Origin of the sequence: Methylobacterium sp. ARG-1 (assembly GCF_001262595.1) — a bacterium.
GTDB lineage: Bacteria > Pseudomonadota > Alphaproteobacteria > Rhizobiales > Beijerinckiaceae > Methylobacterium > Methylobacterium brachiatum.
In genome coordinates this window covers 1-15018 of record NZ_LHCD01000004.1, presented here as the reverse complement: position 1 = coordinate 15018, position 15018 = coordinate 1, and the positions used below count along the sequence as shown (strand labels likewise).

The window sequence follows — 15018 nt, the reverse complement described above, 5'->3', positions numbered from 1 at the left end:
GCGCCTATGCCGAATCGATGATGAACGGGGCAGAGCCATTTGGAGGCAAATTCGGTCGCATTGGCCTCGGGCGCGGGCCGGCCTATCTCCCGCTTGGAGCGGGCGACCCGGAAGAGGTTGCCCCGACTGAGGAAACGCCCACCCATGCGCCAGATCGCCCCCTACGCGGCCGCCTTCGCTCTCACGCTCGCAGCCCTGCCGGCGCAGGCGCAGATCCGCAACGCGCCGTCCCCGCGAGCTCTGGAATTTGCCGCCTACATCTTTGCGGCCTCGAATGTCTGCGGTTACCGAATCGGCAACGAGGCGTTCGAGGGTCTCCTGGCGAAGCAGAACGTGCGGGTGGACGACGTCCAGCCGCGCGGGCCGTTCGGCAACCGCGTGCAGACGATGTTCACCCTGATGTCGAATCAGATGGCCCAGAACCGCGACCAAGCCTGCATCGCGGTGGCCGGCGAGTACGGGCCGGAGGGTTCGATCACCAAGAACGTCCTGCTGCCGGCCGGTCAGACGACCGGCGCTCCAGCCCGGACGGAGCCCGCCAAGCCCGCGCAGTGATCGTTCAGCCCAGGCGCCACGCGATCGGCGACACCCCGCGCTCGGCCAGCCAGCCATTGGCGCGGCCGAACGGGTCCGAGCCCGGGAAATCTCGGGCGCGGTTGAGCGGGGAGGGATGCCCGCTCTCGAACACGCCGTGGCGTGCCGCATCGATCAGCGCCGCCCGGGCGCGGGCCTGGGCGCCCCAGAGCAGGAAGACCGCCGGCTCCGGACGGGCCGAGACCGCGGCGACCGCCTCGTCGGTCAGAGCCGACCAGCCGTAGCGCAGATGCGCGCCGGCCTTTCCCGCCTCGACCGTCAGCGCGCTGTTCAGGAGAAGGACGCCCTGGCGGGCCCAGGGGGTCAGGTCACCGCCGGCAGCCCGTTCCGAGCCTGCCTCCGCTAGGATCACGCGCAGCGACGCGGGCAGCCGGCCCGAGCCGACATACGAGAAGGCCAGGCCGTTCGCGTCGCCGGGCGTCGGATAGGGGTCCTGCCCCAAGATGACGGCGCGCACCGCCGGCAGCGGCGTCTCTGTCAGCGCGCGGAAGATGTCGGCCGGCGCCGGCAGCACCTGCGCGCCCTCGGCGATCCGGGCATCGACCCGGCCCGCTACGGCGTCGGCCGCACCGCCGGCGAAGAACGGCAGCGCCAGCCACGGCGATCCGGAAGCGCGGAAGGCGGCCAGCGCGGCGGCCACGGGGGTGTCGGTCATCGGGTCTCGCCGGGTCGGACGATGCGCTCCGCGGTTGCGGGGCACCGGCGCCATGATTAGGGAGAATGGGTCGGCCCCGCGCCAGCGCGTACGGTCCAGCATGTCGCAGCCGGCCTTCGCTGAGCGGGCGGACACCCTACATGGGGCGGACGCGATACCGAACACCCCGGTTCAGACCCAAGCGCGTGCGCCGGCTGCCGGGTATCCGAAGCCAGAAGAAGGACTCGGCGCGCGGCGCCGGAACGCTGCCATGAACGAACGCGTCGAACCCGCCGCGCTGGCGGATGGCCGGCCCCTCTCGACCCTCGTCCCCGCCGCAGGCGGCCTTCCGGCCGACCACCCGAAGGTGGCCTGGGGCCGCGTGGGCGTGCTGCTGATGAATCTCGGCACCCCCGAGGGCACCAGCTACTGGCCGATGCGCCGCTATTTGAAGGAGTTCCTGTCGGACCGCCGGGTCATCGAGGTGCCCCGGCTGATCTGGTGGCCGCTCCTCAACCTGATCATCCTGACCAAGCGCCCGGGGCCGAAGGGCCGCGACTACGCCAGCGTCTGGAACAACGAGCGGAACGAGGGTCCGCTCAAGACGATCACCCGCGGCCAGAGCGAGCGCCTGCAAGCCGCGATGGGCGATTCCGTCGTGGTCGACTGGGCGATGCGCTACGGCAAGCCGGAGGTGGCCGAACGCCTTCAGGCGCTCCTCGACCAGGGCTGCGACCGGATCCTGCTGGTGCCGCTCTATCCGCAATACGCGGCCGCGACCTCGGCCACTGCCTGCGACCAGGCGTTCCGGGCGCTCATGGACATGCGCTGGCAGCCGACCGTGCGGGTGTCGCCGCCCTATCATGACGACCCGGTCTACATCGCCGCCATGGCCGATTCGATCCGCGAGGGCCTGGCCAAGCTCGATTTCGAGCCCGAGGTGATCCTGACCTCGTTCCACGGCGTGCCGCGCAGCTACCTGCTCAAGGGCGACCCCTATCATTGCCAGTGCCACAAGACCGGACGCCTGATCCGGGAGGCCCTCGGCATGTCGCCCGAGCGGATGCGGGTGACCTTCCAGTCGCGCTTCGGCAACGAGGAATGGCTCAAGCCGTACACCGACGAGACCGTGACGGAGCTGGCGAAATCCGGCGTCAAGCGCATGGCGATCGTCGCCCCCGGCTTCACGGCGGATTGCCTGGAGACGCTGGAGGAGCTCGACGGCGAGAATCGCCATTACTTCGAGGGGAACGGCGGCGAGCGCTTCGCCTATATCCCGTGCCTGAACGATTCCGATCTGGGTATGAAGGTGATCGAGAACGTGGTGCGCCGAGAGCTTCAGGGTTGGCTCTGACGCGAAAGCGCCGCGACGCCGCTTGCGGACGGCCCCGTCCAGCCTATCATCCTCCGAAGCTGGACGGCTTTCAGATCCGGCGTCGGAGGATCACATGGCGTTCTTCATCGGGATCGCGTGTCCCTGGCTGCTGATCGCGGTGCTCGACCGGATTGCCGAAGGCCGCCGCACGGCCGAGCTCGCCGCGCTCGGCGTCACCGCACCGACGGCCGCCGCCAGGTCCGCCTACCTCCATCCCGACCGGCCGTATTGAGACCTGGGGATCGCCGTTAAGCGGGCCTTATCGGTCTGCGCGGCCCGCTGGCGACGCTTTGCAAGACCGGATAGCCTTTGCTTGGCAGCCGCCTTCAGGAGGACGCGATGATCCGTGCCGATCTCGGGCAGCAACTCGAAGCCTTCGTGGCGCAGCTGGTCCGGACCGGCCGGTACAGGTCCCAGAGCGAAGTTCTGCGTGAGGGGGTCCGGCTCATTCAGGATCGAGAAATCCGAACCGCGAACCTCGACGCCGCGGTCGCACGTGGGATCGAGCAAGCGGATGCCGGACAGACGAAGGCCGCCGAGGAGGTTTTCGACCGCCTCGAACGCAAGTACCGTGACCTGAGCAACGCCAAGGCGTGATCGTCCGTTTCACCGAGGAAGCGGAACGCAACCTGGAGTCAATCGGCGACTACATCGCTCGCACTAACCCGTTTCGGGCGCTCAGCTTCGTGCAGTCGCTTCGTTCAAAGTGCATGGGCCTCGCCGACTTACCGAACGGATTTCCTGTCGTCCCACGTTACGAGAAGCAGGAAATTCGTCGTCGGGTCTACGCCAATTATGTGTTCGTCTATCGTGTCGAGACCGATCGGATCGTGATCTTGCACGTCCTCAATGGCGCAATGGATTACGACGTAATCCCTTTTCCACCCTGAGCAGTCCTGGTTTGAGTCGTGAGGATCCGGCAGGTGTGCGCAAGCCACCTGCCGGATCGATCCGCTACGCCGATCCAATCACGGCTTCTTCGTTTCCGGCACCGGCTGGGCCGCCGCAGGCGCCGCGTCGGTGCGCTCGATCTTGGCGTCGGCGCGCAGCTTCAGGATCAGGTCCTGCTGGGCCTTGCGGACGAGGTGCTGGTCGATCTGCTCCTTCAGCTCGTCGAAGGTCGGCTGCGGCTTGGTGCGCTTCTCCTCGACCTTGATCACGTGCCAGCCAAACTGGCTCTTGACCGGGTCGGAGACCTGGCCGGGCTTCATCGCGAAGGCGGCGTTGGCGATGTCCGGGACCATCCGCTCCTTGGTGAACCAGCCGAGATCGCCGCCCTCGGCCTTGGAGCCCGGGTCCTTCGAGGTCTCGGCGGCGACCTTCGCGAAGTCCTCGCCGCCCTTGATCCGTGCGGCAATCTTCTTGGCGTCGCCCTCGTTGTCCACGAGGATATGGCGCGCGTGCACCTCCTCCTCGGGCTTCATCAGCTTGACTGTCTGGTCGTAGATCGCGTGCTCGGCCTCGGGGGTCACGGCGCGTTTGGCCTCCTGCTCCAGGTAGTCGTCGAGCAGGAGCTTGTCCCGGAAATAGGCGAGCTTGCGCTTGAACTCCGGCGTGTCGCCGATCTTGGCCGCTTCGGCGGCCTGCGCGCCGACTCGCAGGTCGACCATGTAATCCACCAGCAGGGATTTCTTTTGCGCCTCGTCGACACCCGGCAGCGACAGGGCCGGATCGTCCGACGCGATGGCCAAGTCGCCTTGCGTGATCGGCTTGCCGTTGACGCTGGCCACCACGGTGTCGGGGCTCGGGGCGGCCGTGTTGGCCGCGGGCGTCGAGGTCTGAGCCGGGGCCGCCTGGGGCGTCTGGGCCAGCGCGACACCGGGCATCGCGAGCATCAGGGCAAGCGCGCTCGCGCGCCGGAGGAGGGCGGTGTTCGGCATGCTGGCGTGGTCCTCGGCTGACGTCTCGGCACCGCCCCGGTGAGGCCGGGCGGCGCGCCGCGGCACAGGTGGCGCGCGTCGCACGAGAAGGCAAGCGCTGCCGTTTCACCCGTCCGGAGCCCGATGGATCGGAGGCTGCCTCTTTCAGGTGCGCCGGCCGATGTTTACCTCTATAAGCCCGGCCAACTCCGCCAAGGCCGGCCCGCCACGCTCACCCGTGGGCGGGCTCGCGCGTCCGCAGGTCAACGATGCTCGGCTCCATCGCCAAGAAGATTTTCGGCTCCTCCAACGACCGGCGCGTCAAGGGCTATCGCCCGCGCGTGGCGCAGATCAACGCGCTGGAACCGGAAATTCAGGCCCTGTCGGACGACGCGCTCCGAGCGCGCACCGACATGCTGAAGGCGGAACTCGCCGCCGGCAAGAGCCTCGACGACATCCTGGTCCCGGCCTTCGCGACGGTGCGCGAGGCGGCCAAGCGCGTCTTCGGCCAGCGCCATTTCGACGTGCAGCTGATCGGCGGCATGGTGCTGCACGAGGGCGGCATCGCCGAGATGAAGACCGGCGAGGGCAAGACCCTGGTGGCGACGCTGCCGGTCTACCTGAACGCTCTCGAGGGTAAGGGCGTCCACGTCGTCACCGTGAACGACTACCTGGCCTCCCGCGACGCGGAATGGATGGGCCAGCTCTACCGGTTCCTGGGGCTCACCGTCGGTACCATCGTGCACGGGCTCGACGACGAGCAGCGCAAGGCGGCCTATGCCTGCGACATCACCTACGGCACCAACAACGAGTACGGGTTCGATTACCTGCGCGACAACATGAAGTACGAGCTGTCGCAGCTCGCCCAGCGCGGACACAACTTCGCGATCGTCGACGAGGTTGACTCGATCCTAATCGACGAGGCGCGCACGCCGCTGATCATCTCGGGCCCGGTGGACGACCGCTCCGAGCTCTACGTCTCGGTCGACGCGATCATGCCCCGGCTGGTGCGCGAGCACTACGACCTCGACGAGAAGCAGCGTACGGTCTCGCTGACGGAAGCCGGCAATGAGTTCGTCGAGGTGACCCTGCGCGAGGTCGGCCTGCTTAAGGACGGCGACCTCTACGACGCCCACAACGTCAGCCTCGTCCACCACGTGAACCAGGCCCTGCGCGCCCACACGCTGTTCACCCGGGACAAGGACTACATCGTCAAGAACGACGAGGTGGTGATCATCGACGAGTTCACCGGCCGCATGATGCAGGGCCGGCGCTACTCGGAAGGCCTGCACCAGGCCCTCGAGGCCAAGGAGCGGGTGACGATCCAGCCCGAGAACCAGACGCTCGCCTCGATCACCTTCCAGAACTACTTCCGCCTCTACAACAAGCTCGCCGGCATGACCGGCACGGCCTCCACGGAAGCCGACGAGTTCGCCGAGATCTACAAGCTCGACGTGGTCGACATCCCGACCAACAAGGAGGTCGAGCGCGTCGACGAGGACGATGAGGTCTACCGCACGGTCGCCGAGAAGTACGACGGCATCATCGCGGAGATCGACAAGGCGCACAGCCGGCACCAGCCGATCCTGGTCGGCACCGGCTCGATCGAGAAATCCGAGCACCTGGCGGAGATGCTCAAGAAGCACGGCTACACCCTGCTCGACTATTCCGATCCGAACGCGTTGACCGACGTCTACAAGGCCGCCCGCGAGGGCCGGGTGACCAAGCGCTTCGCTGTCCTGAACGCCCGCTTCCACGAGCAGGAAGCCTACATCGTCGCCGAGGCCGGCGTGCCGGGCGCGATCACCATCGCCACCAACATGGCCGGCCGCGGCACCGACATCAAACTCGGCGGCAACCTCGAGATGCGGATCGAGAAGGAGCTCGGCCACCTGCCGGACGGGCCGGAGCGCGACGCCGCCATTGAGGCGATCAAGGCCGAGATCGCCGACAACCGCGCCAAGGTCCTGGCCTCGGGCGAGCCGGCCGACCCGGCCGCCGGCCGCAAGAAGGCCTTGCCGGGTGGCCTCTACATCATCGGCACCGAGCGCCACGAGTCGCGGCGCATCGACAACCAGCTCCGCGGCCGCTCCGGCCGCCAGGGCGATCCCGGCCGCTCGAAGTTCTACCTGTCGCTTCAGGACGACCTGATGCGGATCTTCGGCTCCGACCGCATGGACGGGATGCTGCAGAAGCTCGGCCTTGAGCAGGGCGAGGCGATCATCCACCCCTGGATCAACAAGGCGATCGAGAAGGCGCAACAGAAGGTCGAAGCGCGCAATTTCGACATGCGCAAGAACGTGCTCAAATACGACAACGTCATGAACGACCAGCGCAAGGTCGTGTTCGAGCAGCGCCGGGACTTCATGGCCCAGGAGAGCGTGCGCGAGACCGTGGACGAGATGCGCGAGGGCGTGATCGACGACCTCGTCGCCCGCTACATCCCGCAGAACGCCTATGCCGAGCAGTGGGACGTCGCCGCCCTGCACGAGCAGGTCCGCGAGGTGCTCAACCTCGACGTCCCGGTGGAGGATTGGGCCAAGGAAGAGGGCATCGCCGACGAGGAGATGCGCGAGCGCCTGCTCAAGGCCGCCGAGACCGCCTATGCCGAGCGGGCCGAGAAGAACGGCACCGAGATCACCGCCTATATCGAGAAGCAGGTCCTGCTCCAGACCCTGGATCACCTGTGGCGGGAGCACCTCGTGACCCTCGACCACTTGCGGCAGGTGATCGGCTGGCGCGGCTTCGCCCAGCGCGACCCGCTCAACGAGTACAAGTCCGAGGCGTTCGACCTCTTCAACAACCTGATCACGGCCCTGCGCGAGCAGGTGACGACGCAGCTCTCCCGCGTCGAGATCGTGCACCAGCAGCCCGACCAACAGGCCTTCCCGGGCGGCACCCCGGAGTTGCCGCCGATGTTCGCCCAGCATCTCGACCCGGTCACCGGCGAGAACGAGATGGATTATGCCGGGCGCGGCTCGGGCAGCGACGGCGGCGGCGGTCCGGCCTACGGCTACGCCGCGCAGGGGCTCGCGGCCGACGGCGCCGTGCTGGAGCGCGACCCGAACGATTCCACCACCTGGGGCCGGGTCGGACGCAACGAGCCGTGCCCCTGCGGCTCGGGCAAGAAGTACAAGCACTGCCACGGCACCTTCCAGGCCTGAGGCGGCCCGCCCCATGGCCGCCCGCACGGTCTTCGTCGCCGGCGCCGGCACCGAGATCGGCAAGACCTACGTCACCGCGGCGCTGACCCGGCGCCTGCGGGCGCAGGGTCGGCCGGTGCGGACGCTGAAGCCGCTCGCGAGCGGCGTGCCGCCGCTGAGCGACCCGGCCTTCGCGGAGAGCGACACGGCCCGGCTGCTGGACGCGCAGGGCCTCGGTATCGACGACGAGACGGTCGAGGCCTGCTCACCCTGGCGGTTCGCGGCCCCGCTCGCCCCCAATCAGGCGGCGGTGCTGGAGGGCCGGTCCCTGGCGCTGCCCGACCTCGTCGGCTGGTGCCGGGCGCAGATCGCCCACGGTGACGGAACCCTGATCATCGAGGGTGTCGGCGGGCTCATGAGCCCGGTCACCGAATCGGCCACCGGGCTCGACTGGCTCAAGGCCCTCGACGTGCCGGCACTTCTCGTCTCCGGCAGCTATCTGGGGGCGATCAGCCACGCGCTCACCGCCTGCGAGACCCTGCGCCTCCACGGCATCTCGCTCCGCGCCATCGCGGTGAGCGAGAGCGTGGGGGCTCCGGCACCGCTCGCCACCGTGGCCGCGTCGATCACGCGGCATGCCGGCGTGCCGGTCTTCGGCCTGCGGCGCGGCGAAGCCTGCCCGGAGGCGTTGGCCGATCTGGTCTGACCGGGCCTCGTCCGCCGACCGTGTGATCGAGCGGGCCAATACCTCCACCGTCATTGCGAGCGCAGCGAAGCAACCTAGGGCAGCGCGCGCTCTCAGTTCGTTGCGGATCCCTCGGTTGCTTCGCGGCGCTCGCAATGACGTTCAGGGTCAAGGACAAACCCTTCCACCGCAAACGGATCCGGCCGCGCCGGCTTCCACTTCGACGGCCGGCGCTCTACCTGTCCGGCCAGGGCGAACGATTTAATCCCGCGGGAGCCGTGCGTTGAGTCAGTCCCTTGCCCCCGCGGCGGCGCCGGGTTCCCAGGCCGGTGCCGGCGACGAGCCCGCGTCCCAGAAGGGCCGGCTCAAGCCGGCGCTGATCTTCGGGGCGCTGGGCGTCGTCTACGGCGATATCGGGACCAGCCCGCTCTACGCCTTCAAGGAGGCCGTGAAGGCGGCGACCGCGGGCGGCGCCGCAGTGCCGGCGGCCGCCACGGGTGCGGTATCGCTGATCCTGTGGGCGCTGATCCTGATCGTGTCGCTGAAATACGCGGTGCTGATTCTGCGCGCCGACAACAAGGGCGAGGGCGGCATCGTCGCGATGCTGGCCCTGCTCGGCGCCCGGCAGGCCCGCCACGGGACCTGGAAGGCCGCCCTGCTGGTGGTCGGACTGATCGGCGCGGCGCTGCTCTACGGCGATGGCGCGATCACGCCGGCGATCTCGGTGCTCTCGGCCATCGAGGGGTTAAAGGTCGACGCGCCGGCCCTCGGCCATTTCGTCGTGCCGATCACGATCGCGATCCTGGTCGCGCTGTTTTCGGTCCAACACAAGGGCGTGGCGGCGATCGGCCGGGTGTTCGGCCCGGTGATGCTGCTGTGGTTCGTGGTGCTGGCGGCCCTCGGGATCGGCGGCATCCTGCACAAGCCGGAGATCCTCGCCGCGGTGAACCCGCTGCGCGCCGTCGACTTCATGCTGCATGCCGGCTGGCATGTGAGCTTCGCCATGCTGGGCGCCGCCTTCCTGGCGGTGACCGGCGGCGAGGCGATGTATGCCGATCTCGGCCATTTCGGCGCCATGCCGATCCGGGCGGCGTGGTTCGTTCTGGTCCTGCCCGCGCTGGTGCTCAACTATTTCGGCCAGGGCGCCTTGCTGCTCGCCTCGCCGGACGCGATCGAGAACCCGTTCTTCCAGCTCTGCCCGGATTGGGGCCATTACCCGCTGATCGCGCTGGCGACGCTCGCCACGATCATCGCCTCGCAGGCGATGATCTCCGGCGTCTTCTCCCTGACCCAGCAATCGGTCCAGCTCGGCTTCCTGCCGGCGATGCGCATCGTCCAGACGGCCAAGGAGGAGCGCGGCCAGATCTACGTCCCGATGGTGAACTGGCTTCTCGCCGCCGCGACCCTGATCGCCGTGGTGATGTTCGGCTCCTCGGACGCGCTCGCCGGCGCCTACGGGATCGCGGTCTCGATGCTGATGGGCATCACCACCCTGCTCGCCGCGCTGATCGCGCTCCGCTGGGGCTACAACCCGATCCTGGTCTTCGCCGTGAACGGCCTGTTCCTCGCCATCGACGCCGTCTTCTTCGCGGCCAACAGCGTGAAGATCCTCGAGGGCGGCTGGTTTCCCCTGGTGCTCGCCGGCCTCGTCGCCCTGATGATGCTCACCTGGAAGAAGGGCAACGAGCTGGTCGAGGAGGCCCGGGTCGCCCTGCGCCTGCCGGAGGATGCCTTCCTGGCCGGGCTCCAGCACCGCGAGTTGCTGCGCCTGCCCGGCACCGCGGCCTTCCTGTCGGCGGCCGAGCACGGGATTCCGCTCCACCTGTCGCGCTTCGTCGAGCGGAACCGCGCCCTCATGGAACGGATCCTGATCATCACCGCCCTCTACGAGGAGACCCCGACGGTCCCGGCGGAGCAGCGCGCCCACGTGACGATTCTGGCGCCGGACTTCTACCGGGTGATCCTCCGCTACGGCTTCATGGAGGAGGCCTCGATCCCGGAGGGGCTGGCCTGCGCCGTCGCCTCGCGCCACCTGCCCGCGCACGTCATCGAGGACATGACCGTGTTCGTCGGCCACGAGACCATCATCCCGCGCAGCGACAAGCGCGGGATGGCGCCCTGGCGGGAGAACCTGTTCGCCTTCATGCAGCGCAACGCCGAGCGCACCGGCGCCTTCTTCGGCGTGCCGACGCGGCAGGTGGTCGAGGTCGGCACCGAGATCGAGATTTGAGGCTTCGGAGAGCCGCCGGCGGTCGCCTCGCAGACTGGAACGCATAAAGACATGTTTATGTCTTGATTGCTTCGTATCCCGCGAAGTGGTAGGGGCTGGCCCCGAACCGCAACGCGAACACACGGAGCCGCCGACTCATGGCCAAGGATTATATCGTCAAGGACATCGGGCTGGCCGATTACGGCCGCAAGGAGATCTCGATCGCCGAGACGGAGATGCCGGGCCTGATGGCGGTCCGCGAGGAGTACGGCGCTGCGCAGCCCCTGAAGGGCGCCAAGATCGCCGGCTCGCTCCACATGACGATCCAGACCGCGGTGCTAATCGAGACCCTGAAGGCGCTCGGCGCCGACATCCGCTGGGTCTCCTGCAACATCTACTCGACCCAGGACCACGCCGCCGCCGCCATCGCGGCCGCCGGCATCCCGGTCTTCGCCGTGAAGGGCGAGACCCTGGAGGAGTACTGGGACTACACCTCGCGCCTGTTCGACTGGCATGACGGCGGCATGCCGAACATGATCCTGGACGACGGCGGCGACGCCACCATGTTCGTCCATCTCGGCCTGCGCGCCGAGAACGGCGACACCGCCTTCCTCGACAAGCCGGAGAGCGAGGAGGAGGAGATCTTCTTCGCGCTGCTGAAGAAGAAGCTCGCCGAGAAGCCGAAGGGCTGGTTCGCCGGCCTCGCCGACAGCATCAAGGGCGTCTCCGAGGAGACCACCACGGGCGTCCACCGCCTGTACGTGCTCGCCAAGGAGGGCAAGCTGCTCTTCCCGGCGATCAACGTGAACGACTCGGTCACCAAGTCGAAGTTCGACAACCTCTACGGCTGCAAGGAGTCGCTGGTCGACGGCATCCGCCGCGGCACCGACGTGATGATGGCCGGCAAGGTCGCCATGGTCGCCGGCTTCGGCGACGTCGGCAAGGGCTCGGCTGCGTCTCTGCGCAATGCCGGCTGCCGCGTGCTGGTCTCGGAGATCGACCCGATCTGCGCGCTCCAGGCCGCCATGGAGGGCTACGAGGTCGTGACGATGGAGGACGCCGCCCCGCGCGCCGACATCTTCGTCACCGCCACGGGCAACAAGGACATCATCACCATCGACCACATGCGGGCGATGAAGGACCGGGCGATCGTCTGCAACATCGGCCACTTCGACAACGAGATTCAGGTCGCCGGCTTGAAGAACCTGAAGTGGTCCAACATCAAGCCGCAGGTGGACGAGATCACCTTCGCGGACGGTCACCGCATCATCCTCCTGTCGGAGGGGCGCCTGGTAAACCTCGGCAACGCGACGGGTCACCCGTCCTTCGTGATGTCGGCCTCCTTCACCAACCAGACGCTGGCCCAGATCGAGCTCTGGACCAACCCGGGCAAGTATCAGAAGCAGGTCTACACCCTGCCCAAGACCCTCGACGAGAAGGTCGCGGCGCTGCACCTGGAGAAGATCGGCGTGAAGCTCTCGAAGCTGCGCCCCGATCAGGCCGCCTATATCGGCGTCTCCGAGTCCGGCCCGTTCAAGCCCGAGCATTACCGCTACTGAGCCGGCCTAAGTCGGGGACACTCCCGGTTCGACGCCGGTCGAACCGGGAGTTGAATTCCCGACCGACGGGACGGTAGCCGGCACGGCTTTTGCCGCTGCGATCACCAACCAAAAAGGGCCCGGCGCGCTGCGTCGGGCCCTTTCGTTTGTCAACCCATTCCGGGCCCGACACACTGTGTCTTCTAAGTGTCGTTAACGGATGATTGTGAGCCGTCGGCGTATAGCCACGCTTCGTTCCCCTTCCGGGTGGATTCCGCAGCACGTTAAGGTGCGGGCGAATCTTAGATCGGTGGGTCCGCAACGGTTCGGGAGAATCGCCTGCGGGGACGGTGCGTTCTGCGCCGCGCGGTTGCACGCGCATTCGGATCGCCAGGGGTGGGGGCAGGGCTATCATGGGTGTCGGTCGTGCCGCGCACGTTCGAATCTGCGTGGGTGCGCTCACATTGACGGCGGCGAGCGCTGCGCTCGCCGAACTGCCCGAGACCGCGACCGCGCACGCGCCGCGTGAGATGCACGGCGTCGCCGCCCTAGCGATCTTCGGCGGCCTCGTGGCCTTCGCGGTGATTCTCTCGCTGCTCCACCTCTACGAGCGCAGTCGATGGACCCGCCGGGAGCGCGAGCTCGCCGGCGCCCTCGACGTGCTGCGCGGCGCGCACGACCGCGCCGAGATGCTGCTCAACGCCGAGCGCCAGATCATCGTCACCTGGGACCGCCGCAGCGAGCCCGTGGTCGAGGGCGATATCAGCCTGGCGATCTACGGCGAGCGTCCGACCTCGGGCTATGCTCGCCGGGTCCTCGCCTTCGGCACCTGGCTGGTCGCCTCGGATGCCACCGCCGTCGAGGCCGCGGTCGAGACCCTGCGGGCCCGGGGTACGAGCTTCACGCTGAGCCTGCGCACCCAGACCGGCCGCAGCATCGACGCGCACGGGCAGGCCGTGGCCGGCCGGGCGCTCCTGCGCCTGCGTGAGACCAGCCAGGAGCGCTGCGAGATTGCCGATCTGCGCGCCACCCTGGACGAGACCCGCCGCGGCCTGTCCGCGCTGGCCGGCCTGCTCGACGCAATCCCGCAGCCGGTCTGGCGCCGCAACCGCGAGGGCGGCCTGAGCTGGGTCAACGCCGCCTACGTGGCGGCCGTGGAGGCGGAGAGCCGCGAGACCACGTTGGATCGCAGCATCGAGCTATTCGACCGTCCGGCCCGCGAGGCCATCGCCCGGGACGAGGCGGCGCGGGCTGCCGGCCTGTCCCGCAGCGTCCCGCGGCTCTCGGCGGTGATGGCCGGCAGCCGGCGCATGCTCGACGTCTTCGAGACCACCCTGGACAGCGGCCGCGTCGGCATCGCCATCGATGTCTCGGAGCTGGAGAGCGTCCGCGCCGATCTGCAGCGCCAGATGAACGCCAACGTCCGCACCCTCGACCAATTGCCCACCGCGGTGGCGATGTTCGACGTGTCGCAACGGCTGATCTTCCACAACGCCGCCTACCGACAGCTCTGGGACCTCGATCAGGCGTTCCTGGACAGCCGCCCCTCCGACGGCGAGATCCTCGACCACCTCCGGGCCGAGCGGAAGCTCGAGGAGCATGCCGATTTCCGCGGCTGGAAGCAGGGGGTGCTGGCCGCCTATCGGGCCGCCGAAGCCAACCAGAGCTGGTGGTACCTGCCCGACGGGCGGACGCTCCGGGTTGTCGCCGACCCGAACCCGCAGGGCGGCCTGACCTATCTGTTCGACGACGTCTCCGACAGCCTGAACGCGGAATCCCGCTACAACGCCCTGCGCCGTCTCCAGGCGGAGACGCTCGACACCCTCGCCGAGCCGGTGGCGGTGTTCGGGGCGGACGGGCGCATGACGCTCGCCAACCGGGCGTTCTGCACCGTCTGGCGGCTCGATCCGGCGACCGTGGAGGAGCGGCCGCACGTCGATGCCGTCATCGAATCCTGCCGGTCCCTGGCACCCGCCGAGGAGCCGTGGCTCGACATCCGCGACGCGGTGGTCGGCCTCGAATCGCGCACCGCCCGGTCCTGCCGTCTGGAGGTGGTGGACGGCACCGTCCTCGATTGCGCCGCGCAGCCGCTGCCCGAGGGCGCGACCCTGCTCACCCTGATCGACGTCACCGCGAGCGTGAATGTCGAGCGGGCGCTCACCGAGAAGAACGACGCCCTGGAGAAGGCGGCGCAGCTACGCGACACCTTCGTGCACCATGTCTCCTACGAGCTGCGCTCGCCGCTCACCAACATCATCGGCTTCACCCAACTGCTCGGTGACGAGACGGTGGGCGCGCTCAACGACCGGCAGCGCGAATATTCCGACCACATCATGCGCTCCTCGGCTGCGCTGCTCGTGATCATCAACGACATCCTCGACCTCGCCTCGATCGATGCCGGCTCCCTGGAGCTTCAGCGCGAGGAGGTCGACGTCCAGTCCACGATCGAGGCCGCCGTGCGGGGGATCGAGGACCGGCTGGCCGAATCCCACATCACCCTGGCGCTGGACGTGCCGGAGGACATCGGCAGCGTCCACGCGGACGGGAAGCGCGTCCGCCAGATCCTGTTCAACCTGCTGTCCAACGCCGTCGGCTTCTCAGATGCCGGGCAGCGCGTCGAGGTTCGGGCGCGGCGTGAGGCCCACGACCTGATCCTCAGCGTGCGCGACCACGGCCGCGGCATGCCGCCCGAGATCGCCGATTCGGTCTTCAACCGCTTCGAGAGCCACACCCTTGGCACCCGCCATCGCGGGGTCGGGCTCGGCCTCTCGATCGTGCGGTCCTTCGTCGAACTCCATGGCGGGCGGGTCCATCTGGAGACCGCGCCCGGGGCCGGGACCCAGGTGACCTGTACGTTCCCGCTTTTCCCTCTCGAGGGCCCGCGTCTCGATCACCTCGAGGCGGGCCGTCCCTTCACCCTCCAGCCCGCCACCGCAACGCGCAAACCTGGCTTGGCACTCCACTAGCGGGTGCAGCCAACA

At 68.4% G+C, this 15018-nt stretch carries 12 protein-coding genes; 10 read left to right on the top strand and 2 right to left on the bottom strand.

Annotation, left to right across the window (positions count from 1 at the left end):
* The first annotated feature begins 144 nt into the window (after positions 1 to 144).
* Positions 145 to 555 (top strand): hypothetical protein, encoded by a 411-nt coding sequence (locus tag AKJ13_RS05905; RefSeq protein ID WP_050732527.1) that lies wholly within the window; start codon positions 145 to 147, stop codon positions 553 to 555.
* 4 nt (positions 556 to 559) lie between these two features.
* Here AKJ13_RS05905 and AKJ13_RS05900 read toward each other — a convergent pair whose 3' ends face one another.
* Positions 560 to 1249 (bottom strand): uracil-DNA glycosylase, encoded by a 690-nt coding sequence (locus tag AKJ13_RS05900; RefSeq protein WP_050732526.1) that lies wholly within the window; start codon positions 1247 to 1249, stop codon positions 560 to 562.
* A 250-nt stretch (positions 1250 to 1499) separates the two neighbouring features.
* Between AKJ13_RS05900 and hemH the strand changes: the two genes are divergently transcribed.
* The 4 genes from hemH (at position 1500) to AKJ13_RS05885 (ending at position 3493) form a co-directional block, all read left to right on the top strand.
* The gene (hemH, locus tag AKJ13_RS05895; protein WP_007566825.1) at positions 1500 to 2582 is read left to right on the top strand and encodes a ferrochelatase; all 1083 of its coding nucleotides are present in this window, start codon (positions 1500 to 1502) and stop codon (positions 2580 to 2582) included.
* A gap of 94 nt (positions 2583 to 2676) precedes the next feature.
* Positions 2677 to 2835, top strand: coding sequence for a hypothetical protein (locus AKJ13_RS32200; protein ID WP_163006024.1), 159 nt, complete (start codon positions 2677 to 2679; stop codon positions 2833 to 2835).
* Positions 2836 to 2942: 107 nt separating this feature from the next.
* On the top strand, positions 2943 to 3200 hold the full coding sequence (locus tag AKJ13_RS05890; RefSeq protein ID WP_050732756.1) for a type II toxin-antitoxin system ParD family antitoxin: 258 nt from the start codon (positions 2943 to 2945) through the stop codon (positions 3198 to 3200).
* Positions 3197 to 3493: a type II toxin-antitoxin system RelE/ParE family toxin gene (locus tag AKJ13_RS05885; RefSeq protein ID WP_050732525.1), complete on the top strand. Its 297-nt coding sequence runs from the start codon at positions 3197 to 3199 to the stop codon at positions 3491 to 3493. The genes AKJ13_RS05890 and AKJ13_RS05885 overlap by 4 nt, the downstream gene beginning before the upstream one ends.
* 78 nt (positions 3494 to 3571) lie before the next feature.
* Here the strand turns inward: AKJ13_RS05885 and AKJ13_RS05880 are convergent, their stop codons facing one another.
* The gene (locus tag AKJ13_RS05880) at positions 3572 to 4483 is read right to left on the bottom strand and encodes a peptidylprolyl isomerase (protein ID WP_050732524.1); all 912 of its coding nucleotides are present in this window, start codon (positions 4481 to 4483) and stop codon (positions 3572 to 3574) included.
* A 248-nt stretch (positions 4484 to 4731) separates the two neighbouring features.
* Between AKJ13_RS05880 and secA the strand changes: the two genes are divergently transcribed.
* The 5 genes from secA to AKJ13_RS05855 all read left to right on the top strand — a co-directional run bounded on the left by secA (position 4732) and on the right by AKJ13_RS05855 (position 15003).
* Positions 4732 to 7626, top strand: a complete 2895-nt coding sequence (secA, locus tag AKJ13_RS05875) for a preprotein translocase subunit SecA (RefSeq protein WP_050732523.1) — start codon at positions 4732 to 4734, stop codon at positions 7624 to 7626.
* A 13-nt stretch (positions 7627 to 7639) separates the two neighbouring features.
* Positions 7640 to 8311 carry a dethiobiotin synthase gene (bioD, locus tag AKJ13_RS05870; protein WP_050732522.1) on the top strand — a complete coding sequence of 224 codons (672 nt, stop codon included), beginning with the start codon at positions 7640 to 7642 and terminating at the stop codon, positions 8309 to 8311.
* Positions 8312 to 8573: 262 nt separating this feature from the next.
* A complete protein-coding gene (locus AKJ13_RS05865; RefSeq protein WP_050732521.1) occupies positions 8574 to 10520 on the top strand; it encodes a KUP/HAK/KT family potassium transporter in 1947 nt (648 codons plus the stop codon).
* Between the two features lie 137 nt (positions 10521 to 10657).
* A complete protein-coding gene (ahcY, locus tag AKJ13_RS05860) occupies positions 10658 to 12058 on the top strand; it encodes an adenosylhomocysteinase (RefSeq protein ID WP_007566841.1) in 1401 nt (466 codons plus the stop codon).
* A gap of 392 nt (positions 12059 to 12450) precedes the next feature.
* Entirely contained in the window at positions 12451 to 15003 is a 2553-nt protein-coding gene (locus tag AKJ13_RS05855) for a PAS domain-containing sensor histidine kinase (protein WP_050732520.1), read from the top strand.
* The last annotated feature ends 15 nt before the right edge of the window (positions 15004 to 15018 follow it).

What these genes read in the sequence shown, in the direction of transcription:
- bioD (WP_050732522.1), top strand. Translation starts at nt 7,640, where the DNA reads ATGGCCGCCCGCACGGTCTTCGTCGCCGGCGCCGGCACCGAGATCGGC.
- ahcY (WP_007566841.1), top strand. Translation starts at nt 10,658, where the DNA reads ATGGCCAAGGATTATATCGTCAAGGACATCGGGCTGGCCGATTACGGC.
- AKJ13_RS05890 (WP_050732756.1), top strand. Translation starts at nt 2,943, where the DNA reads ATGATCCGTGCCGATCTCGGGCAGCAACTCGAAGCCTTCGTGGCGCAG.
- hemH (WP_007566825.1), top strand. Translation starts at nt 1,500, where the DNA reads ATGAACGAACGCGTCGAACCCGCCGCGCTGGCGGATGGCCGGCCCCTC.
- AKJ13_RS05880 (WP_050732524.1), bottom strand. Translation starts at nt 4,483, where the DNA reads ATGCCGAACACCGCCCTCCTCCGGCGCGCGAGCGCGCTTGCCCTGATG.
- AKJ13_RS32200 (WP_163006024.1), top strand. Translation starts at nt 2,677, where the DNA reads ATGGCGTTCTTCATCGGGATCGCGTGTCCCTGGCTGCTGATCGCGGTG.
- AKJ13_RS05900 (WP_050732526.1), bottom strand. Translation starts at nt 1,249, where the DNA reads ATGACCGACACCCCCGTGGCCGCCGCGCTGGCCGCCTTCCGCGCTTCC.
- AKJ13_RS05855 (WP_050732520.1), top strand. Translation starts at nt 12,451, where the DNA reads ATGGGTGTCGGTCGTGCCGCGCACGTTCGAATCTGCGTGGGTGCGCTC.
- secA (WP_050732523.1), top strand. Translation starts at nt 4,732, where the DNA reads ATGCTCGGCTCCATCGCCAAGAAGATTTTCGGCTCCTCCAACGACCGG.
- AKJ13_RS05905 (WP_050732527.1), top strand. Translation starts at nt 145, where the DNA reads ATGCGCCAGATCGCCCCCTACGCGGCCGCCTTCGCTCTCACGCTCGCA.